The 19,818-nt window shown below is 59.8% G+C and carries 18 protein-coding genes, 5 tRNA genes and 1 riboswitch; of the genes, 5 read left to right on the top strand and 18 right to left on the bottom strand.

Annotated features, from left to right (window positions below; all coding sequences use genetic code 11):
• Window positions 1-21: 21 nt before the first annotated feature.
• Window positions 22-98, bottom strand: a tRNA-Arg gene (locus ABTV87_RS22030).
• A 283-nt stretch (window positions 99-381) separates the two neighbouring features.
• On the opposite strand from ABTV87_RS22030, the gene ABTV87_RS22035 reads away from it, so the two are divergent.
• Both ABTV87_RS22035 and ABTV87_RS22040 read left to right on the top strand, forming a co-directional pair.
• Window positions 382-609, top strand: a complete 228-nt coding sequence (locus ABTV87_RS22035; protein WP_085701582.1) for a hypothetical protein — start codon at window positions 382-384, stop codon at window positions 607-609.
• A 20-nt stretch (window positions 610-629) separates the two neighbouring features.
• Window positions 630-809 (top strand): PA3371 family protein, encoded by a 180-nt coding sequence (locus ABTV87_RS22040; protein ID WP_007960291.1) that lies wholly within the window; start codon window positions 630-632, stop codon window positions 807-809.
• Here the strand turns inward: ABTV87_RS22040 and phnN are convergent.
• On the bottom strand, window positions 784-1,353 hold the full coding sequence (gene phnN, locus ABTV87_RS22045; RefSeq protein WP_433898353.1) for a phosphonate metabolism protein/1,5-bisphosphokinase (PRPP-forming) PhnN: 570 nt from the start codon (window positions 1,351-1,353) through the stop codon (window positions 784-786). The two genes, ABTV87_RS22040 and phnN, sit on opposite strands and share 26 nt — an antisense overlap.
• A 389-nt stretch (window positions 1,354-1,742) precedes the next feature.
• Here phnN and ABTV87_RS22050 point away from each other — a divergent pair, with 389 nt between their 5' ends.
• Window positions 1,743-2,069, top strand: a complete 327-nt coding sequence (locus ABTV87_RS22050; RefSeq protein WP_003178899.1) for an Arc family DNA-binding protein — start codon at window positions 1,743-1,745, stop codon at window positions 2,067-2,069.
• Between the two features lie 114 nt (window positions 2,070-2,183).
• Here ABTV87_RS22050 and mgtE read toward each other — a convergent pair whose 3' ends face one another.
• A complete protein-coding gene (gene mgtE / locus ABTV87_RS22055) occupies window positions 2,184-3,626 on the bottom strand; it encodes a magnesium transporter (protein WP_007960287.1) in 1,443 nt (480 codons plus the stop codon).
• Window positions 3,627-3,946: 320 nt separating this feature from the next.
• Here mgtE and ABTV87_RS22060 point away from each other — a divergent pair, with 320 nt between their 5' ends.
• Window positions 3,947-4,465 carry a cell envelope protein SmpA gene (locus ABTV87_RS22060; protein WP_433898354.1) on the top strand — a complete coding sequence of 173 codons (519 nt, stop codon included), beginning with the start codon at window positions 3,947-3,949 and terminating at the stop codon, window positions 4,463-4,465.
• Window positions 4,466-4,484: 19 nt separating this feature from the next.
• On the opposite strand, the gene ABTV87_RS22065 is transcribed toward ABTV87_RS22060, so the two are convergent.
• From ABTV87_RS22065 to ltaE, 8 genes are all read right to left on the bottom strand, one after another.
• Window positions 4,485-4,561: transfer RNA gene (locus ABTV87_RS22065), tRNA-Arg, on the bottom strand.
• Between the two features lie 72 nt (window positions 4,562-4,633).
• Window positions 4,634-4,710 (bottom strand) — tRNA-Arg (locus tag ABTV87_RS22070).
• A gap of 72 nt (window positions 4,711-4,782) precedes the next feature.
• Window positions 4,783-4,859, bottom strand: a tRNA-Arg gene (locus ABTV87_RS22075).
• Window positions 4,860-4,966: 107 nt separating this feature from the next.
• A tRNA-Ser gene (locus ABTV87_RS22080) sits at window positions 4,967-5,057 on the bottom strand.
• A 62-nt stretch (window positions 5,058-5,119) separates the two neighbouring features.
• Window positions 5,120-5,308: a carbon storage regulator CsrA gene (gene csrA / locus ABTV87_RS22085; RefSeq protein ID WP_002554426.1), complete on the bottom strand. Its 189-nt coding sequence runs from the start codon at window positions 5,306-5,308 to the stop codon at window positions 5,120-5,122.
• 187 nt (window positions 5,309-5,495) lie between these two features.
• Entirely contained in the window at window positions 5,496-6,737 is a 1,242-nt protein-coding gene (locus ABTV87_RS22090; RefSeq protein ID WP_007951048.1) for an aspartate kinase, read from the bottom strand.
• 90 nt (window positions 6,738-6,827) lie between these two features.
• Window positions 6,828-9,446: an alanine--tRNA ligase gene (gene alaS / locus ABTV87_RS22095; protein WP_433898355.1), complete on the bottom strand. Its 2,619-nt coding sequence runs from the start codon at window positions 9,444-9,446 to the stop codon at window positions 6,828-6,830.
• A gap of 146 nt (window positions 9,447-9,592) precedes the next feature.
• On the bottom strand, window positions 9,593-10,597 hold the full coding sequence (gene ltaE, locus ABTV87_RS22100) for a low-specificity L-threonine aldolase (RefSeq protein WP_433898356.1): 1,005 nt from the start codon (window positions 10,595-10,597) through the stop codon (window positions 9,593-9,595).
• 198 nt (window positions 10,598-10,795) lie between these two features.
• A riboswitch (FMN riboswitch) is annotated at window positions 10,796-10,967 on the top strand.
• A 102-nt stretch (window positions 10,968-11,069) separates the two neighbouring features.
• Here ltaE and ABTV87_RS22105 point away from each other — a divergent pair.
• Complete coding sequence (locus ABTV87_RS22105) at window positions 11,070-11,579, top strand: 6,7-dimethyl-8-ribityllumazine synthase (protein ID WP_433898357.1); 510 nt, start codon at window positions 11,070-11,072, stop codon at window positions 11,577-11,579.
• Between the two features lie 128 nt (window positions 11,580-11,707).
• On the opposite strand, the gene astE is transcribed toward ABTV87_RS22105, so the two are convergent.
• From astE to ABTV87_RS22140, 7 genes are all read right to left on the bottom strand, one after another.
• Window positions 11,708-12,718: a succinylglutamate desuccinylase gene (astE, locus tag ABTV87_RS22110; protein WP_007951052.1), complete on the bottom strand. Its 1,011-nt coding sequence runs from the start codon at window positions 12,716-12,718 to the stop codon at window positions 11,708-11,710.
• Between the two features lie 12 nt (window positions 12,719-12,730).
• Window positions 12,731-13,021: a hypothetical protein gene (locus ABTV87_RS22115; RefSeq protein ID WP_064598799.1), complete on the bottom strand. Its 291-nt coding sequence runs from the start codon at window positions 13,019-13,021 to the stop codon at window positions 12,731-12,733.
• 62 nt (window positions 13,022-13,083) lie between these two features.
• Window positions 13,084-14,430 carry an N-succinylarginine dihydrolase gene (gene astB / locus ABTV87_RS22120; RefSeq protein ID WP_085607454.1) on the bottom strand — a complete coding sequence of 449 codons (1,347 nt, stop codon included), beginning with the start codon at window positions 14,428-14,430 and terminating at the stop codon, window positions 13,084-13,086.
• Window positions 14,431-14,569: 139 nt separating this feature from the next.
• On the bottom strand, window positions 14,570-16,039 hold the full coding sequence (gene astD / locus ABTV87_RS22125) for a succinylglutamate-semialdehyde dehydrogenase (RefSeq protein WP_164872184.1): 1,470 nt from the start codon (window positions 16,037-16,039) through the stop codon (window positions 14,570-14,572).
• Entirely contained in the window at window positions 16,036-17,061 is a 1,026-nt protein-coding gene (gene astA, locus ABTV87_RS22130; RefSeq protein ID WP_007951056.1) for an arginine N-succinyltransferase, read from the bottom strand. Before astA ends, astD begins: the two co-directional genes overlap by 4 nt.
• 51 nt (window positions 17,062-17,112) lie before the next feature.
• Entirely contained in the window at window positions 17,113-18,132 is a 1,020-nt protein-coding gene (aruF, locus tag ABTV87_RS22135) for an arginine/ornithine succinyltransferase subunit alpha (protein ID WP_007951057.1), read from the bottom strand.
• A gap of 223 nt (window positions 18,133-18,355) precedes the next feature.
• The gene (locus ABTV87_RS22140; RefSeq protein ID WP_007951058.1) at window positions 18,356-19,576 is read right to left on the bottom strand and encodes an aspartate aminotransferase family protein; all 1,221 of its coding nucleotides are present in this window, start codon (window positions 19,574-19,576) and stop codon (window positions 18,356-18,358) included.
• Window positions 19,577-19,818: the final 242 nt, after the last annotated feature.

The following is a 19,818-nucleotide window of genomic DNA, read 5'->3' on the forward strand; positions in this document are numbered from 1 at the left end:
TGCGCGGGGCTTTTCAATAGATGGTGTCCCAGGGCAGGTTCGAACTGCCAACCTTCCCCTTAGGAGGGGGATGCTCTATCCAATTGAGCTACTGGGACACAGGACTGTCGGTGCGACAGACGGCGTGCATGTTAACGGCCGGGCCCTGATTTGTCATGTCGTCCGCAGGGCTTTTTAAGTGTAGGCAGGCGCCTTGCAAAGGTGCCGGATGTTTTACCGTGCAATTTGCATCACCGCAAAAAGCCATCATTGCAGAATGCAATGCGCCCTCTCCGAAAAACCCTGTTAAATGCTTGTTTTTAAAGGACTTAACAGCGGTTAGACTATTGGCACGACGGCTGCTTTACCGGTTCTATACAAGAACAATCGGAGACTCGTCTCATGAACAGCGCCCTCGTGTTCGCAAACGCAATCGCACTGGCCGTCCTGGTGGGCTTTCACTTCGTCCCCGAGGACAACGAGAAAGTGGCCGGGCGCATGCCGCATTACCTGCAAGTGCAGAAGGCGCCGCAATGGGCGGTGTTGAGCGATCAGAGCTTCGCCCCGCAAGCGGTCAGCGAGTCTGAACAGGCGTTGCCGGCGCATTCGACTGAACGTCTGGTGTTTTGAAATATCTTCAGGAGTACAGCATGTCCAAGTCAGCTGCAGGATTTCTGATCCTCGCCTTATTGAGTGGCCTCGGGCATTTTTCGCTGTTCGAGGAAACCGAAATATCCCTGCCGCTGATCGGTTGCGGCGTCTTCTCGGCGCTGTTCGTATTGGCGCTGGTGGCCGGTCGCAAGATCAAGTTTGATCCGGTATTGCGCTAAGCCTGACCAGCTCCAGCAGATGATTGACGGCGTCGGCCAGGTCGCCCGAGTTGTCGATCAGGTGCACAGGGCTATCGGTTGATCGCCTGTCCTTGAATAGCGTGTTGCGGGCCAGCCTCGCATCGATCTGCTCAAGCGTCTCCCGGCCACGCCGGAGCAGGCGCTCACGCAAGACGTTATCTCGAACCGTCAGCAACACCGGCACCAGTGTCGGGTAGCTTTCCAGCGCCTGCCGGAGGTTCGCGCGAGACCCGTTCACCAGGACGTGTTTCCCGGCTTTCAACCATTGGTCCATTTCCACCGGAATCCCGTAGGCGAGACCATTGGCCTCCCACGCCAGTGCAAACTCGCCGGCGCGCTGACGCTGCTCGAACTCCTGGGGCGTCACGCCGATCGCATCCTCACCCACGGATTCGGCCGAACGGGTGATCACTCGTCTGATGATTTCGCAGTTCAACGCCCGCAAGGGTTCCCGCGCAGCCTCGATCAGACTGTCCTTGCCTGAGCCGGAAGGTCCCATCAGGTAAATCAGCCTGCCATCCATCCTGAAAACGCCCTCCGGCGGGCATTTGCCCCTAGTAAATCGGCCATTTGCCACTATCCTGTACAAGGTAAGGAACAACGATTCAACCCGCATAGCATGCACGTTCTGACGCCTTCGGGCATCAGTCGACGTGTTTCAGGACGCGGTCAGCGATATGGACCGATGCTTTCTTTTCAAACCAGTCCGCATTTCTGATAATTGGTGCTGGCATTACGCCTTTACCCGGATCAATATTTGTCACAGAATTGACGCCAATGATCTGGCAATTTTGAGGCATGATGCGCGCCTCTTAACAATTCAGGTTGAACCATTTGGCGCGGATGCTTGTCCTACCACACATCCTGCGGCCAATCCCGAGAACCGCTCCCCTGAACTAACCGGTTAAATATATGCGCCCATTGAAACAGGCAATTTATTCCAGCCGTACGGCTGACAAGTTCGTCGTACGTCTGCCAGACGGAATGCGTGAACGCATTGCCGAGGTGGCTCGCAATCATCATCGCAGCATGAACTCCGAGATCATTGCGCGCCTTGAGCAGAGTCTTATTCAGGAAGGTGCACTGGGCGAAGAGCTGAGCATGCGCCTGGACAGCCCGGAGCTGTCGCTGCACGAACGCGAGCTGCTGCAACGCTTCCGCCAGCTCTCCCACCGCCAGCAGAACGCGCTGGTTTCTCTGATCGCCCACGACGCCGAAATGGCCGCAGACGCATCCTGAGTCAAACCGAACATCTCAAGCCAGCATGAATGCTGGCTTTTTTTTGCCTGCAATTCGGGTTTTTCAGGGGCGAAAAAAAGCCCGCCAATCGGCGGGCTGTTTCATTGCAGTCAGTCAGAGCAGGAAAATCGTCGCCAGTCCCAGGAAGATGAAGAAGCCGCCACTGTCGGTCATGGCCGTGATCATCACGCTGGCGCCCATCGCCGGATCGCGGCCCATCTTGGCCAGGGTCATCGGGATCAATACCCCCATCAACGCCGCCAGCAACAGGTTCAACGTCATGGCGGCAGTCATCACTACACCCAACGACCAGCTGCCGTAGAGCAAGTAAGCGACCACACCGATCACTCCACCCCAGACCAGGCCATTGATCAACGCCACAGCCAGCTCTTTGCGCATCAGACGCGAGGTGTTGCCGGTGCTGACCTGGTCGAGCGCCATGGCGCGAACGATCATGGTGATCGTCTGGTTGCCGGAGTTGCCGCCAATGCCTGCCACGATCGGCATCAGCGCCGCCAGAGCCACCAGCTTCTCGATCGAACCTTCGAACAGGCCGATCACCCGCGATGCGACGAATGCAGTGATCAGGTTGATCGCCAGCCACGCCCAACGGTTGCGCAGGGATTTCCAGACGGAGGCGAAGATGTCTTCCTCTTCACGCAGACCCGCCATGTTGAGGACTTCGCTTTCGCTCTCCTCACGAATCAGGTCGACCATCTCGTCGATGGTCAGACGGCCGATCAGCTTGCCGTTCTTGTCGACCACCGGGGCCGAGATCAAGTCGTAACGCTCGAACGCCTGAGCGGCGTCGTAGGCGTCTTCATCCGGGTGAAAACTCACCGGGTCACTGGCCATGACTTCGGAAACCTGTTTCTCCGGGTCATTCACCAGCAAACGCTTGATCGGCAGCACGCCCTTGAGCACGCCGTCGTAGTCGACGACGAACAGTTTGTCGGTATGGCCCGGCAGTTCTTTGAGGCGACGCAGGTAACGCAGAACCACTTCGAGACTGACATCCTCACGGATGGTCACCATCTCGAAGTCCATCAGCGCACCGACCTGCTCCTCGTCGTAGGAGAGGGCCGAACGCACACGTTCGCGTTGTTGCTGGTCCAGAGTCTCCATCAGCTCATGGACGACGTCTCGCGGCAGCTCGGAGGCCAGGTCAGCAAGTTCGTCGGCATCCATGTCCTTGGCCGCAGCCAGGAGCTCGTGATCGTCCATGTCGGCGATCAGCGTTTCACGGACGGAATCGGATACTTCGAGAAGAATGTCGCCGTCGCGATCGGCCTTGACCAGTTGCCAGAGCGTCAGACGATCGTCCAGCGGCAGGGCTTCAAGAATGTAGGCGACGTCAGCGGAGTGCAGATCATCGAGCTTGCGTTGCAGCTCGACGAGATTTTGCCGGTGGACCAGGTTCTCGACCCGGTCATGATGCGGGCCTTCCTGGCGATGAGTCAGGTCTTCGACGACCCGCTGGCGCTGCAGCAGTTCGACGACCTGAGCCAGGCGATCCTGCAGGCTTTCCTGTGTTTTCTTTACTTCGATTTCGGACATAGGCGAACTCCACTCCCAGCAGCGGGGCACGCCGGAAGGATCAATCAGTCAATTCATGATTGGTGAAACGGGTTACTGAATAACTACTGGGTAAGTCCATGGAGGTTTTCCATAAGCCCCGGCGGGGCTGACGGGCGCAATGATACACCGCCTGACGGTTTTAAACGTTAAAAAATAGTGGCTGAAACAAGCGCTTGCGAGACAAAGCTGAGCGCTGTCCTGATCCTTCACACTGCGACGACTCATCCTGAAAAGAAAACACACCGGCGGTGAAAAAACTGCCGACTACGCTTGGGGACAATCGTCACGGAGGACGCCGAATGCCATCGAAAACATCCCGATTCATGCTGACCACCCTGCTCTGCCTGCCCGCCATCGGGAGCGCAACGACACTTCATCGCTGCGAAGCTTCTGATGGTCGCGTCACGTTCACCACGCTGAGCTGCGCGAACGATGAGCACCTTTCATTGCAGGAAGTTCGCCCCTACTCGCCTGGCTCGACAGTCACCCTGATACCCGAAGCCCGGCACGAAGAAATATCCGGTATGAATATCAGAAAGCGAGAAATGGCCGTCGTCGGGCGCACTCACGATAAATGTGGAGATCTGATCGACGCGCGACAGAAACGCGAGGCAATCATCAATCAACGAATCATCGCCGGCATGAGCCAACAGGAGGTTGAAAGCGCCTTGGGCAAACCCGACAAGGTGAGCATCCGCAATTCGGCAACGAGTTATCGTTACGACCTCAAGCGAGGCCGCAGTGCTCAAATCGATTTTGATGAGAAAGGATGCGTGACGGGAAAAGCCAAATCCCGGACAGCAAAAAGCCCGCGTTAAACGCGGGCTTTTCGGTATATGGTGCACTCGACAGGATTCGAACCTGTGACCGCTCGGTTCGTAGCCGAGTACTCTATCCAGCTGAGCTACGAGTGCAATTTGTGTTTTTAGACCAGACCACAACTGGCTCTAACCAAGTCATCTGCATTGCTGCAACTGACTCTTAAATGGTGCACTCGACAGGATTCGAACCTGTGACCGCTCGGTTCGTAGCCGAGTACTCTATCCAGCTGAGCTACGAGTGCATTTTGTGTTTTTAGACCAGATCACAACTGGTTGATGCCGAGTCATTTACATCGCTGCAATTGACTCTTAAATGGTGCACTCGACAGGATTCGAACCTGTGACCGCTCGGTTCGTAGCCGAGTACTCTATCCAGCTGAGCTACGAGTGCATTTATTGCGCCGCATTATAGCCCGTCTAATCTCTATTCCAACCACTTTTTCTATAAATTTCAACAACTTACAGAAAAAGCCAGATTACAACGTACTAAGCAAATAATGGCGGAGAACGGGGGATTCGAACCCCCGACACCCTTTTGAGGTGTACTCCCTTAGCAGGGGAGCGCCTTCGGCCACTCGGCCAGCTCTCCGCAACACGGGGCGTATATTAACCACCTTCTTCCCCGTTTGCAAACATAAAAATCGATAAAAATTAATGGCTTGGTTCTTCGTCCTTCTCTTTCTTTATACGCAGATAGATTTCTTCACGGTGCACGGCCACCTCTTTCGGGGCGTTGACGCCGATACGCACTTGATTTCCTTTAACGCCGAGCACGGTCACGGTGATTTCGCCATCACCGATAATCAGGCTTTCTGCGCACCGACGAGTCAGAATCAGCATACCTTTCTCCTCACGCGAATCATTTCAGGGACAACAGTCTGCAAAAAAAAGGCACCCGACCTACAACCGGAGCGATCGTAGCCCTACATGCCTGAGTATTGACCAGCGCGAGCAAAAGAACAGTTCAGGGCTCACGCCATTCAAAAAATAAAGGGCGCGGTCAGACCGCGCCCTTCATTGACCAGGATTACTCGCCCTGACGGGCCGGAGCGTCCAGTTCGAAAGCCGTGTGCAGGGCGCGCACGGCCAGTTCCAGGTACTTCTCTTCGATCACCACGGAAACCTTGATTTCCGAGGTCGAGATCATCTGGATGTTGATGCTTTCTTTTGCCAGGGATTCGAACATGCGGCTGGCCACGCCTGCGTGGGAACGCATGCCGACGCCGACAATCGAGACCTTGGCAATCTTGGTGTCGCCAACCACTTCACGGGCACCGATCTCGCGAGCGGTGTTTTCCAGCACGGTTTGCGCGGACTGGTAGTCGTTGCGGTGCACGGTGAAGGTGAAGTCGGTGGTGTTATCGTGCGCGACGTTCTGCACGATCATGTCGACTTCGATGTTCGCGGCACTGATCGGGCCGAGAATCTTGAACGCCACGCCCGGGGTGTCTGGCACGCCACGGATGGTCAGCTTGGCTTCATCGCGGTTGAAAGCGATGCCGGAAATGATCGGCTGTTCCATGGTTTCCTCTTCATCAATAGTAATGAGGGTGCCCGGACCCTCCTTGAAGCTGTGCAGTACGCGCAGCGGAACGTTGTACTTGCCGGCGAACTCCACCGCGCGGATCTGCAGCACCTTGGAACCGAGGCTGGCCATTTCCAGCATCTCTTCGAAGGTGATCTTGTCCAGACGCTGAGCAACCGATACCACACGCGGGTCAGTGGTGTAGACACCATCGACGTCGGTGTAGATCTGGCATTCGTCAGCCTTCAGCGCAGCGGCCAGCGCCACGCCGGTGGTGTCGGAACCGCCACGACCCAAGGTCGTGATGTTGCCGTGCTCGTCGACGCCCTGGAAACCGGCGACCACCACCACGCGACCTGCTTTCAAGTCACCGCGGATCTTCTGGTCATCAATCTGCAAGATACGCGCTTTATTGTGCGCGCTGTCCGTCAGGATCCGTACCTGGTTGCCGGTATACGACACCGCCGGCACACCGCGCTTGATCAGCGCCATCGCCAACAAGGCGATTGTCACCTGCTCACCGGTGGAAACGATCACGTCCAGTTCACGGGGAACCGGTTGATCTTCGCCACTGATTTGCTTGGCCAGATCGATCAGACGGTTGGTTTCGCCGCTCATTGCAGACAGCACAACCACCAGGTCATCGCCGGCATCGCGGAATTTCTTAACCTTGTCGGCGACCTGCTCGATTCTCTCGACAGTGCCGACCGAGGTGCCTCCAAATTTCTGTACGATCAAAGCCATTTCAAAGCCGCCTCTGCCCATGAAGGGCGCCCAATAATCACTCGAACAGCCGCCGGGCCCGCCACTAGACTGCGGGCCCGACGGGCCGTCTTATAAACCCTGCTCGACGAATGGAACGGTCAGCGCCAGTGCGCCATCCAGCGCGCCGGCGTCGACACCGCCGCCCTGCGCCATGTCCGGACGACCACCGCCCTTCCCGCCCACTGCCGCAGCAGCCTGTTTCATCAAATCACCGGCTTTGAGTTGGCCAGTCAGGTCCTTGGTTACGCCTGCAACCAATACGACCTTTTCCTCATGGACACTGCCGAGCAGGATCACTGCGCGGCCGAGTTTGTTTTTCAGCTGATCGACCAGCGCCAGCAGCGCCTTGCCGTCCTGACCATCCAGACGCACGGCCAGCACTTTCACGCCCTTGACGTCCACGGCCGAAGCCGACAGATCGTCGCCTGCGGCAGCAGCGGCCTTGGCCTGCAACTGCTCGAGCTGCTTTTCAAGCGCACGGTTGCGCTCCAGCACAGCCGACAGCTTGTCGATCAGGTTGTCGCGGCTGCCCTTGACCAGGCTGGCCGCTTCCTTGAGTTGTTCTTCAGCAGCGTTCAAGTAAGCCAGCGCCGCAGCGCCGGTGACCGCTTCGATACGACGCACGCCCGATGCCACACCGCCTTCGCTGATGATTTTCAGCAGGCCGATGTCGCCGGTACGGTTGGCGTGAATACCGCCGCACAGCTCGACGGAGAAATCACCGCCCATGCTCAGCACGCGCACGTTGTCGCCGTACTTCTCGCCGAACAGCGCCATCGCGCCTTTCTGCTTGGCGGTTTCGATGTCGGTTTCTTCGGTTTCAACAGCGGAGTTCTTGCGAATCTCGGCGTTGACGATGTCTTCCAGCGCCTTGATCTGCTCAGGCTTGATCGCTTCGAAGTGGCTGAAGTCGAAGCGCAGGCGCTGGCTATCCACCAACGAACCTTTCTGCTGAACGTGCTCGCCCAATACCTGACGCAGCGCAGCGTGCAGCAGGTGGGTGGCCGAGTGGTTCAACGAAGTCGCATGACGCACTTCGGCATCCACGTGGGTTTCCACTGGCGCGCCGATGATCAGGCTGCCGGATGCCAGCACGCCGTGGTGCAGGAACGCGCCGCCGGTCTTGGTGGTGTCGCGCACGTCGAAACGGCTGTTGCCGGCCTGCAGATAACCGCAATCGCCCACCTGGCCGCCGGATTCAGCGTAGAACGGCGTCTGATTCAGAACGATCACCGCCTCTTCGCCTTCATTCAAGACGTCGACCGACTGGCCATCTTTATAGATAGCGACAATTTTCGCCGAACCGCTGGTGTCGGTGTAACCGGTGAACTCGGTGGCCACATCCACCTTGACCAGCGTGTTGTAGTCCAGACCGAACGAACTGGCCGAACGTGCACGAACACGCTGGGCTTCCATCTCGCGTTCGAAACCGACTTCGTCGATGGTCAGGCTGCGCTCGCGAGCGATGTCCGCAGTCAGGTCCATCGGGAAACCGTAGGTGTCGTAGAGTTTGAACACCACGTCGCCCGGCACCACGGTGCCTTTGAGTTCCAGCAGATCCTGCTCGAGGATCTTCAAGCCGTGATCCAGGGTCTTGGAGAATTGTTCCTCTTCGGCCTTGAGCACGCGCTCGATGTTGGATTGCTGCTTCTTCAGTTCCGGGAACGCTTCGCCCATCTCGGCGACCAGTGCCGCAACGATCTTGTAGAAGAAGCTGCCGGTGGCGCCCAGCTTGTTACCGTGACGGCAGGCACGACGGATGATCCGGCGCAGCACGTAGCCACGGCCTTCGTTGGACGGCAGCACGCCGTCGGCGATCAGGAAACCGCACGAACGGATGTGGTCGGAAACAACCTTGAGCGAAGACTGGTCGCCATTTTCGCAACCGATTGCCTCAGCCGAAGCTTTCAGCAGGTTCTTGAACAGGTCGATGTCGTAGTTGGAGTTGACGTGCTGCATCACCGCACTGATCCGCTCCAGGCCCATGCCGGTGTCGACCGACGGCGCTGGCAACGGATGCAACACGCCGTCGGCGGTGCGGTTGAACTGCATGAACACGTTGTTCCAGATCTCGATGTAACGGTCGCCGTCTTCTTCCGGCGAACCCGGAGGGCCGCCCCAGATGTGGTCGCCGTGATCGTAGAAGATTTCGGTGCATGGGCCGCACGGGCCGGTATCGCCCATGGTCCAGAAGTTGTCGGAGGCGTAAGGCGCGCCTTTGTTGTCGCCGATACGAATCATGCGCTCGACCGGCACACCGATTTCTTTGGTCCAGATGTCATACGCTTCGTCGTCGGAGGCGTAGACGGTGACCCAGAGTTTTTCCTTCGGCAGTTTCAGAACGCCGGTCAGGAACGTCCAGGCGAAGGTAATCGCGTCGTGCTTGAAATAGTCACCGAAGCTGAAGTTGCCCAGCATTTCGAAGAAGGTGTGGTGACGGGCGGTATAACCGACGTTTTCCAGGTCGCTGTTCTTGCCACCGGCACGCACGCATTTCTGGCTGCTGGTCGCACGGGTGTACGCGCGCTTTTCCTGGCCCAGGAAGCAGTCCTTGAACTGGTTCATCCCCGCGTTGGTGAACAGCAGGGTTGGGTCGTTGCCCGGAATCAAAGAGCTGGAGGCTACACGGGTGTGGCCTTGCTCTTCGAAGAAGCGAAGGAAGGCTTCACGGATTTCTGCGCTTTTCATTAGGTTCTTCCACGGAGGCTGCGGCCAAAGGCCTGTACGAAACGTCAACAGACGAAACGACGGCAAAGGGCCGCATTATATCGGCCCTGCGCGCGGGGTACAGCGTGTTTATACGATAGAAACGGTCAATTGGGTGGCTAACGCTGTCACTTGCGCGAAAACTCGACGAATGTCGCGACCACTTGCTCGATTTGCGAGCGATTGACGTCCATGTGCGTGACCATCCGCAACCGCGAGGCGGCGCTCAATTTGATCCCGCGCTCGGCAGCGAATGCCTTGATCGCCTCGGCACGGTCGCCCATCTGCACGTAAACCATGTTGGTCTGCACCGGTTCGACGCTGAAACCGGCCTCGCGCAGGCCTTCGGCCAAAAACTGGGCGTTGGCATGGTCATCCGCCAGACGCTCGACGTTGTGGTCCAACGCATATAGCCCCGCCGCCGCCAGCAATCCGGCCTGACGCATGCCGCCACCGACCATTTTGCGCAGGCGCCGGGCCTTTGCAATCAACGCCGACGAACCGCACAGCACCGAACCGACCGGCGCACCGAGGCCTTTGGACAGGCACACCGAGACCGAATCGAAGTATTGGGTGATTTCCCGGGCATCGACCCCGAGCTTGACCGCCGCGTTGTACAGCCGCGCGCCGTCCAGATGCAGCTGAAGACCATTGTCCTGAGTGAACTGGCGGGCCCGGGCCAGATAGTCCAGCGGCAGCACTTTGCCCTGCATGGTGTTTTCCAGCGCCAGCAGGCGGGTGCGGGCGAAGTGGAAGTCATCAGGCTTGATCGCCGCTGCCACCTGATCCAGGTCCAGCGAGCCATCGGCCTGCACTTCCAGCGGCTGTGGCTGGATCGAACCGAGTACCGCGGCACCACCGCCCTCGTACTTATAGGTGTGCGCCTGTTGGCCAACGATGTATTCGTCACCGCGCTCGCAGTGCGCCATCAAGCCCAGCAGGTTGCTCATGGTGCCGGTCGGAACGAACAGCGCGGCGGCGAAACCCAGCCGTTTCGCCAGTTCGGCTTCCAGACGATTGACCGTCGGATCTTCGCCATACACGTCATCGCCGGTATCGGCGCGGGTCATCGCGTCGAGCATGGCGGGAGTCGGTTGAGTGACGGTGTCGCTGCGAAGATCGATAACGCTCATGAACCTGGCCTCAAGTCAGTAGGGGAAATCCCTTTACGAAGAGGAATTACTGCGGGCATGGCGCGGATTAATCAACCCTTGCGCAAGGAAAAGTCGTTTCCTGCGCTTCGAAAAATCCGATGGCAATCATCACAAAGGCGCAATGCACAGCCCGGCAATCTGTGTTAAAAACGCTGCGCCGCCCGATAAAGGGCGGCGAAACGTTCTCAGGGCGGGGTGCAATTCCCCACCGGCGGTAATTGCGCGCAATGCGCATAGCCCGCGAGCGCTTGGTGACGGACACGGCAAAAGCCGTGAACGGCGGCAAGGTCAGCAGACCCGGTGTGATTCCGGGGCCGACGGTCATAGTCCGGATGAAGAGAGAACGGGATTGACGCCAAAGGGCCGTCCGCCGTGTTCGCGCGAGCGTGCGTACCCTTGAATCCCTTTCGATTCATAACGCCCTGTTTTTTACACAAACAGGAGTCAGAACATGCAACCCACCGCTATCGACAGCAAAAGCAAACACACCCACGGCGAGCGCGTCGCGTTCATCCAGGCCTGCTGGCACAAGGAAATCGTCGACCAGAGCCGTAAAGGTTTCCTCGCCGAAATGATCGCTCAGGGTTATCAGGAATCAGACATCGATTTCTTCGAAGTCGGCGGCGCCTTTGAAATGCCTCTGCACGCCAAGCTGCTGGCCAAGACCGGTCGTTATGCCGGTATCGTTGCCGCCGCCCTGGTGGTGGACGGCGGGATCTACCGTCACGAGTTCGTCGCCCAGTCGGTGGTCAGCGGCCTGATGCAGGTTCAGCTGGAAACCGAAGTGCCGATGTTCTCGGTATCGCTGACCCCGCACCACTTCCACGCCGGCGAAGAACACCAGAAGTTCTTCTTCGAGCATTTCGTGCACAAGGGTCAGGAAGCGGCGAAGACCTGCGCCGATACGCTGCAGAAAGTGCGTGCGTTGCGCCGCACCGAGCCGCGCGCCGTAGCGGTCTGACCTTTCCATGATCGTTCCCACGCTCTGCGTGGGAATGCAGCCCGGGACGCTCCGCGTCCCAAAAGCGGACGCAGAGCGTCCATTGAGGCATTCCCACGCGGAGCGTGGGAACGATCTTCACGGAGAAATCAGGCGAGATTTTCGTCAGTAGTCGGCACGATCAGAATGCCCGCCCGCAGGCCGTTCTTGACCTTGGGGTTGGGGAAGATGATCCGCGCGCCCTGCTCTTCGATGATCCAGCGGGTATTGGCCAGATCTTCGGCCAGCACATAACCCACATCCAGTTCCGAAAAGTTTTCGATGTCCGCCGGCAGGTTCAGGCGGAACGCATCGCTGTGCTTGATGATTTCCCGTGCCACGCTGAACAGTTGAAGACCGTCCAGCCCCTGCTCGGCCATCTCCGGCTCGGTGCCTTCGATGATCTGCTTCAGACGGGTTTCCAGCAGCGACACATTGACCCCGGCGTTCTGCCCGAACGGCCGCGCCTTGCCCAGCTCCAGAGTGAAGGACTCGGCCCCCAGCTTGTCGTAGGTGTAGGAGCTGAACACGATCGACGGCTTGTTCTGCAACAGCACCGCTTCCATGCCGGCGGCGCGCAGGCGGGCCAGTTCAAGACGGGAATGCTGGCGACCTTCCTTCCACGGATATAAAGCGAACTGCTCGATCTTCGAACCACGAATCGCGGTGTGCAGGTCGTAGTGCAGGCGCTGACGATCAGGAAGACTGAAGAAACTCGCCGCCAGGCGTTCCAGCTCGCAGGCGCGCAGGGCTTCGGAACCGCTGCTTTGTTCGTGACGGCCGTTGAACAGCCGATTGACGTCCTGCTCGACGAAACGCTCGCCCTTGCGAATCGCTTCCGGGTTGCCGAACAGGAACAGAATGCGTGCGCGCGGCTTCAGATCGCCGCGAGCGATGTCATGCAGCAACCGGTCGAGCAATTCGATCGGTGCCGTTTCGTTGCCGTGGATGCCTGCCGACAGCAGCAGGTCCAGGCCATTGTCGCGCGCTTCGGGTGGCCGGACTTCCAGCGCACCCTCGCTCAACCAGCGCATGCGCACGCCTTCGACAGTCAGTTGAGTCTTCTCCGCCGGTTCGCGGCCGGCGAGGGTCAGTTCAAGCAGTTTGCCGAGGGCGAGCATAGAGCGGTTTCCTTAGTGGTCGTGATTGCAATCCGGGCCGTGCACGTGGCCGTCATCGTCGCCGAGATCAGCCGGTTCCATCTCCAGTTGCAGACTTACCAGATTAGTCGCCAATGGGCGCAACAGCAGGTTGGCGTACTCTTCGTCGCCCTCTTCGACGTCCACGCCGATCAACAGTTGGCCGCGGCCGTCCTGCTGGATCCACAGCTCTTTGCCTTGCCACATGACCGCGACGCGGGTGCAGGAAGTTTCCAGTTGCTTGCCGTCGGTGTCTTCAAGGATTAGCCGCAGGGAATCGCTCATGTCTTTTTTACGCTCTGTTGGGGAGACAAGCCGCGCGCCGCGTTCAGGCAACGCGCCGGCCATCAATTGATCTGGAATGGATAAACCGCGCCCAGTTTAAGGATTTGCGTCAGTTCATCCAGTGCCGTCCGGCATTCAAGCAGCAATTGCGGATCCGCCAGATCACTTTCGGTCAGGCGGTCGCGATAGTGCTTTTCAACCCATGCGGTCAACGAACCGTACAACGGGGCGGTCATGATAACCCCTGGGTTGACGGCCGCCAGCTCGGTTTCGTTGAGCGCGACACGCAGACGCAGGCACGCCGGGCCACCGCCGTTCTGCATGCTTTGCTTGAGATCAAAGACTTTCACTTCGCGGATCAGGCCGCCGGAGCTGGTCAGGCCTTGCAGGTAATTCCACACGCGCTCGTTGCCACGGCACTCTTCCGGCACGATCAGCAGCATCGAACCGTCAGGACGCGACAACAGCTGGCTGTTGAACAGGTAGGAACGCACCGCGTCGTCCACGGTGACCGCCGAACGCGGCACGCAGACCGACTGGAAGTTGCCGCCGACCTTGGCCAGTTTGGCTTGCAGTTCAGCCAGCATCTGATCGGTGTCGAGGAACGCGTCCTCGTGATAGAACAGCACCTCGCCGTTGCCCACCGCGATCACGTCGTTATGGAACACGCCCTGATCGATCACCGCCGGGTTTTGCTGCGCGTAAACCACGCCGTCGTCACGCAGGCCGTGCAAACGAGCGACTGCTTGCGACGCTTCGAGGGTCTGGCGCGCCGGGTATTTCTGCGGTGCCGGGTAACGGGTGTCGAACGCACTGCGACCGAACACGAAGAACTCGACGCCGGCCTCGCCGTACTCACGGCAGAAACGCGTGTGGTTCGCTGCGCCTTCGTCGCCGAACTGCGCCACCGCCGGCAATGCGGCGTGGTGCGCGAAGTGTTGCTGGTTGGCGAACATCGCGCCCAGCACGCGACTGGTGGTTGGGTGCTCGATGCTGCGGTGGTATTTGCAGTTCAGGTTGGCGGCGGTGAAATGCACGCGACCGTCAGCGGTGTCGGCACTCGGGCTGACCGTGGCAGCGTTGGCCACCCACATGCTCGACGCCGAGCAGCTGGCAACCAGCAGCGGCATCGCTTCTTTGGCGGCGCGCTCGATCACCTGAGCGTCGGTGCCGCTGAAACCCAGACGGCGCAGAGCAGCCACGTCCGGACGTTCCTGCGGTGCGAGAACGCCCTGCTGAAAGCCCATTTCCATCAGCGCTTTCATTTTCGCCAGGCCTTGCAGCGCCGCTTCCTTCGGGTTCGAAGACTGCTGGCTGTTGCTCTGGGACGCAACGTTGCCGTAGGACAGACCACCGTAGTTATGGGTCGGCCCCACTAGACCGTCAAAATTGACTTCATAGGATTTCATCAGCGAGGCTCCACGAGAATCTGTTGTTATAGGCATCGGGTAACAATTCAATAAGACCGAGTCGCGGCCTTCGCGAGCAAGCTCACTCCCACAGGGATCTCATCGCCCTTGTGGGAGCGAGCTTGCTCGCGAATGGGCATCACGCCATCTTCACGCCAGGCGTCAGGGCCGCCGGCAACACCAGGCTTGGAGTTTCCAGCGAGGCCACCGGGTACGCGCAGTAATCCGCCGCGTAGTAGGCGCTGGCGCGGTGGTTGCCCGAAGCGCCGACACCGCCGAACGGTGCGCTGCTCGCAGCACCGGTCAGCTGCTTGTTCCAGTTGACGATCCCGGCACGACTTTCCAGCCAGAACTGCTGGTAGCGCTCTTCGGAATCCGACAGCAGGCCAGCGGCCAGACCAAATGCGGTGTCGTTGGCTTCGGCAATCGCCGCCGCGAAATCGGCGTAGCGGATCACTTGCAGCAACGGACCGAACAGTTCTTCGTCGGAGCGATCGGCAACCGCCGTCACATCAACGATGCCCGGGGTCAGCAGCGCCGACTGCGCCTGCGGCTGAGTCATTGCCAGCAGCGACACTGCGCCGTTGGCCAACAGATGCGCCTGAGCATCCATCAACGCTTTTGCCGCGCCAAGGGAAACCACCGAGCCCATGAACGGCGCCGGCTGCTGATCGAACGCGCCGACTTCGATGGTCGAGCTGACTTCCACCAGGCGCTTGAGCAGGCTGTCGCCCCACGCGCCTTCCGGCACCAGCAGACGACGGGCGCAAGTGCAACGCTGACCGGCAGAAATGAACGCCGACTGAATGATCGTGTACACCGCCGCATCAAGATCAGCGACCTGATCGACCACCAACGGATTGTTGCCACCCATTTCCAGCGCAAGAATCTTGTCCGGACGACCGGCGAACTGCTGGTGCAGGTGATTGCCGGTACGGCTCGAACCGGTAAAGAACAGACCGTCGATGCCTGGGTTCGCTGCCAGTGCGATACCGGTTTCACGGGCGCCTTGCAGCAGGTTCAGCACGCCGGCCGGCAGACCGGCTTCGATCCAGCACTTGACCGTCAGCTCGGCGACTTTCGGGGTCAGCTCGCTTGGTTTGAACAGCACGCTGTTACCGGCCAGCAGCGCCGGCACGATGTGGCCGTTCGGCAAATGACCGGGGAAGTTGTAAGGGCCGAACACCGCCACCACACCGTGAGGCTTGTGGCGCAACACGGCGGTGGCGTCGCCCAGCGGGCCGCTCTTCTCGCCGGTGCGTTCGCGGTAGCTCTGCACCGAGATCGCGATCTTGTTGACCATGCTGGTGACTTCGGTCGCGGCTTCCCACAGCGGTTTGCCGGTTTCCTCACCGATGGTGCGGGCCAGTTCGTCGGCATGGTTTTTCAGCGCGGCGGCGAAAGCTTCGAGCACGCTGATGCGATCTTCCAGGGTACGACGGGCCCAGCCCGGGAACGCCTGACGCGCAGCCTGCACGGCCGACTCGACCTGAGCGGCAGTGGCGCCCTCCCCCGACCACAGCACTTGCTGGGTCACCGGGTTCAGCGATTGAAAGGCCTCGCCCTGACCGGCCAGCCACTCACCTGCGATGTATAGCGAATTCATTATTTCGACTCCCGAGCAGCAGACAACGCCACGGCGCGAACCTGATCGCCAGCGTTGAGTTGAAGACGTTTGGCGGTCAGCGGATCGACCACCAGGGTGCCAGCGGCCAGACGGGCCGGCGCAGCCGTGATGCGGCAGTCTTCGCGTTTGCGGTTATGGATGATGAACGGCGTGGCGTCGTCGCCCGGCGTGCCGATGGCCAGCACCAGCGCTTCGCTGTCACGCACCGCACGGATCTTGCTGGTCTCGCACTCGATGGCCGGGCCGGCGTCGAAGATGTCGACGTAACCCTGATAGCTGAAACCTTCGCTCTTGAGCATCGCCAGCGCCGGCTCGGTGTCCGGGTGCACCTGACCGATGACGTTGCGCGCGTCCGGCGACAGGAAGCAGGTGTACAGCGGGAATTTCGGCATCAGTTCAGCGATGAACGCCTTGTTGCCGACACCGGTCAGGTAATCGGCCTGGCTGAATTCCATCTTGAAGAAGTGACGGCCCAGGCTTTCCCAGAACGGCGAACGGCCAGCGTCATCCGACACGCCGCGCATCTCGGCGATGATCTTGTTGCCGAACAGTTGCGGGAATTCGGCGATGAACAGCATCCGCGCCTTGGACAGCATGCGACCGTTGAGGCCGGTGCGGTAATCGGCGTGCAGGAACAGCGAGCACAGTTCGGAGTTGCCGGTCAGGTCGTTGGCCAGGAACAGCGTCGGGATCTCGCGATAGATGTTCAGTTCCTGCGAGGCGCTGACGGTCAGGCCGACGCGGAAGTTATACCAAGGCTCGCGCAGACCGACGGCGCCGGCGATGGCGGAAATCCCCACCACGCGACCGTCATCGTCTTCGAGCACGAACAGGTAGTCCGCGTCGCCACGGCCGGCTTCACCGCGAAAGGTCTTCTCGGCCCAGCCGACCCGGTGGGTCAGGCGCTCTTCGTTGGCCGGCAAGGTGGTCAGGCCGGTGCCGGTGCTGCGGGCCAGGTCGATCAGAGCGGACAAATCGCTGCTGCGTACGGGACGAACAATCATGCTATCTCCTCAAACGGGCCGCCGTGGCCACCCGTGAAACTCGCTAAGGCGTTAAACCGCCACCAGGCGCACGCTGGCACCTTCACCGACGCCCAGGGCTTCGGCCGCTTCCAGATCCAGGGTCACCGGTTTGCCCGGCGCGTAATCCAGCTCCAGCAATACCGCGCGGTAATCCTGCAACTGGGCATTGGCCACCAGATACTGGCGACCGGCACCTTTGACCGGCTCGCCGATCTTCACCGGCACCACGCGGCTCTGGGCGATCGAACGGATCCCCGAAACGCGCGCATGCAGGGTCGGGCCACCGTCGAAGATGTCGATGTAGTGATCGGTCTCGAAGCCTTCGCGCATCAGGATGTCGAAGGTGATCTGCGCACGCGGGTGCACCTGGCCCATCGCTTCCTGAGCGGAGTCCGGCAGCAGCGGCACGTAGATCGGGTAATGCGGCATCAGCTCGGCGAGGAACGTACGGCTTTTCAGGCCACACAGACGCTCGGCCTCGGCGTAGTTCAGGTCGAAGAAGTTGCGACCGATGGCGTCCCAGAACGGCGAGTCGCCGTTCTCGTCGCTGTAACCGACGATCTCGGTCACCACCGAATCGGCGAATCGCTCCGGGTGGCTGGCGACGAACAGCAGACGGCCACGGGAGTTGAGCTCAGACCACGGCGAACCCACCAGCTCGCGCTGCACGTAGAAACTGGTCAGCAAGCTGTTGCCGGTCAGGTCGTGGCATTGCGAGAGCACGTGGATCTTGTTGTGGATCTTCAGCTCGCGGGAGGCGTGCACGAAGGTCTCGTTGCGAAAGCTGTAGAACGGCTCGGAATAACCGGCCGACGCGACGATTGCCGAGCAGCCCACCAGTTTGCCGGTGGCGGTGTCTTCGAGGACGAAGAAGTAACTCTCTTCGCCGTTGAAGCTCACTTCGGCGGCAAACGAGGCTTCGCTCGCAGCGATCTTGTCGCTCAGGCGTTCAACGTCATCCGGCAAGGAAGTGACACCAATCGGGCTGTCCGCAGCCAGACGCTGTACCTCGCCCAGATCAGCCATTTGCGCAGGGCGCATCACCAGCATGGTGTCACTCCTTTCTCTTATAAATTCACAGAAAAAAAACCAGGCACTGACTGCATAAACAGAGATCAGTGTGGGAGCGGGCTTGCTCGCGAAGGCGGTGTATCAGTCAGCGTAGATGGCGACTGCCACTCCCTCTTCGCGAGCAAGCCCGCTCCCACATTTGATTTTGCCCGGCATCAAAATTGGGTTCGGCGCCTGATCAAGTCAGGTGCCGAAGGGTCTATCAGGCTTGAGTCAGTTTCGCCGCAGCACGTTCGAAGCGATCCAGACCGGCGTCGATGTCCGCGTCTTCAACCACCAGGCTCGGGGCGAAACGGATCACGTCCGGGCCAGCTTGCAGAATCATCAGGCCTTCTTGCTCAGCGGCGTTGAAGATGTCCTTGGCCTTGCCTTTCCAGGCATCGCTCAGCACGCAACCGATCAGCAGACCGAGACCGCGCACCTGGGTGAACAGGCCGTATTTCTCGCCGATCTGTTGCAGGCGGGTCTTGAACTTGTCGTGCTTGGCGTTGACGCCGTTCAGCACCTCAGGGGTGTTGATCACGTCGATCACCGCTTCAGCCACGGCGCACGCCAGCGGGTTGCCGCCGTAAGTGGTGCCGTGCGTGCCGACGACCAGATGTTTGGCCAGCGCTTCGGTGGTCAGCATCGCGGCGATCGGGAAACCGCCGCCCAGGCTCTTGGCGCTGGTCAGGATGTCCGGAACCACACCGAAATGCTGGTAGGCGAACAGGTTGCCGGTGCGGCCCATGCCGGTCTGCACTTCGTCGAACACCAGCAGCGCGTTGTTTGCGTCGCACAGTTCACGGGCACCTTGCAGGTAAGCCAGCTCGGCCGGCAGCACGCCGCCCTCGCCCTGGATCGGTTCCAGAACAACCGCGCAGGTCTTGTCCGAAACAGCGGCTTTCAGCGCCGCCAGGTCGTTGTACGGCACGTGGGTGATGCCGGTGATTTTCGGGCCGAAACCGTCGGAGTACTTCGACTGGCCACCAACGTTCACGGTGAACAGGGTGCGGCCGTGGAAGCTGTTGAGCGCGGCGATGATTTCGTACTTCTCGGTGCCGAAACGGTCGAACGCGACACGACGGGCCAGCTTGAAGGCGGCCTCGTTGGCTTCGGCGCCGGAGTTGCAGAAGAACACGCGCTCGGCAAAGGTGGCGTCGATCAGCTTGTGCGCCAGGCGCAGGGCCGGCTCGTTGGTGAACACGTTGGACACGTGCCACAGCTTGTTCGCTTGCTCGGTCAAGGCACCGACCAGCGCCGGATGCGCATGGCCCAATACGTTGACGGCGATGCCGCCGGCGAAGTCGATCAGCTCGCGGCCGGACTGGTCCCAGACGCGGGAACCGGCGCCACGCACAGGAATGAAAGCGGCAGGCGCGTAGTTGGGAACCATAACCTGGTCGAAATCGGCGCGTTGTACCGCAGCGTGCTCAACGGACATCGGAGTCTCCTGATGAGGGCCACCCGCCTGAAACTGGCGAGCGATGGGGGGATTGTAAGGACAGTTTTCAGCCCGGCCTTGTCGCCAAGCGACAACTTCTTATAGCGCAAACCCCGGATTTTCCCGGGTTTACGGCAATGCGACATATAGCGTCGCAAAGGCGCAGTTTAAACTGCCGCCAGCCATTTCAGCAGTCCTGCGAGCCTATCAATTACGAAGGGCTGACCTGTCATACATATGTA

Origin of the sequence: Pseudomonas sp. PSE1(2024) (genome assembly GCF_050990555.1) — a bacterium.
Taxonomy (GTDB): domain Bacteria; phylum Pseudomonadota; class Gammaproteobacteria; order Pseudomonadales; family Pseudomonadaceae; genus Aquipseudomonas; species Aquipseudomonas aphyarum.

What these genes read in the sequence shown, in the direction of transcription:
- csrA (WP_002554426.1), bottom strand. Translation starts at nt 5,308, where the DNA reads ATGCTGATTCTGACTCGTCGGTGCGCAGAAAGCCTGATTATCGGTGAT.
- ABTV87_RS22035 (WP_085701582.1), top strand. Translation starts at nt 382, where the DNA reads ATGAACAGCGCCCTCGTGTTCGCAAACGCAATCGCACTGGCCGTCCTG.
- aruF (WP_007951057.1), bottom strand. Translation starts at nt 18,132, where the DNA reads ATGCTGGTGATGCGCCCTGCGCAAATGGCTGATCTGGGCGAGGTACAG.
- ABTV87_RS22105 (WP_433898357.1), top strand. Translation starts at nt 11,070, where the DNA reads ATGCAACCCACCGCTATCGACAGCAAAAGCAAACACACCCACGGCGAG.
- ABTV87_RS22115 (WP_064598799.1), bottom strand. Translation starts at nt 13,021, where the DNA reads ATGAGCGATTCCCTGCGGCTAATCCTTGAAGACACCGACGGCAAGCAA.
- ABTV87_RS22060 (WP_433898354.1), top strand. Translation starts at nt 3,947, where the DNA reads ATGCCATCGAAAACATCCCGATTCATGCTGACCACCCTGCTCTGCCTG.
- ABTV87_RS22040 (WP_007960291.1), top strand. Translation starts at nt 630, where the DNA reads ATGTCCAAGTCAGCTGCAGGATTTCTGATCCTCGCCTTATTGAGTGGC.
- ltaE (WP_433898356.1), bottom strand. Translation starts at nt 10,597, where the DNA reads ATGAGCGTTATCGATCTTCGCAGCGACACCGTCACTCAACCGACTCCC.
- astA (WP_007951056.1), bottom strand. Translation starts at nt 17,061, where the DNA reads ATGATTGTTCGTCCCGTACGCAGCAGCGATTTGTCCGCTCTGATCGAC.
- phnN (WP_433898353.1), bottom strand. Translation starts at nt 1,353, where the DNA reads ATGGATGGCAGGCTGATTTACCTGATGGGACCTTCCGGCTCAGGCAAG.
- alaS (WP_433898355.1), bottom strand. Translation starts at nt 9,446, where the DNA reads ATGAAAAGCGCAGAAATCCGTGAAGCCTTCCTTCGCTTCTTCGAAGAG.
- ABTV87_RS22140 (WP_007951058.1), bottom strand. Translation starts at nt 19,576, where the DNA reads ATGTCCGTTGAGCACGCTGCGGTACAACGCGCCGATTTCGACCAGGTT.
- mgtE (WP_007960287.1), bottom strand. Translation starts at nt 3,626, where the DNA reads ATGTCCGAAATCGAAGTAAAGAAAACACAGGAAAGCCTGCAGGATCGC.
- astE (WP_007951052.1), bottom strand. Translation starts at nt 12,718, where the DNA reads ATGCTCGCCCTCGGCAAACTGCTTGAACTGACCCTCGCCGGCCGCGAA.
- astB (WP_085607454.1), bottom strand. Translation starts at nt 14,430, where the DNA reads ATGAAATCCTATGAAGTCAATTTTGACGGTCTAGTGGGGCCGACCCAT.
- ABTV87_RS22090 (WP_007951048.1), bottom strand. Translation starts at nt 6,737, where the DNA reads ATGGCTTTGATCGTACAGAAATTTGGAGGCACCTCGGTCGGCACTGTC.
- ABTV87_RS22050 (WP_003178899.1), top strand. Translation starts at nt 1,743, where the DNA reads ATGCGCCCATTGAAACAGGCAATTTATTCCAGCCGTACGGCTGACAAG.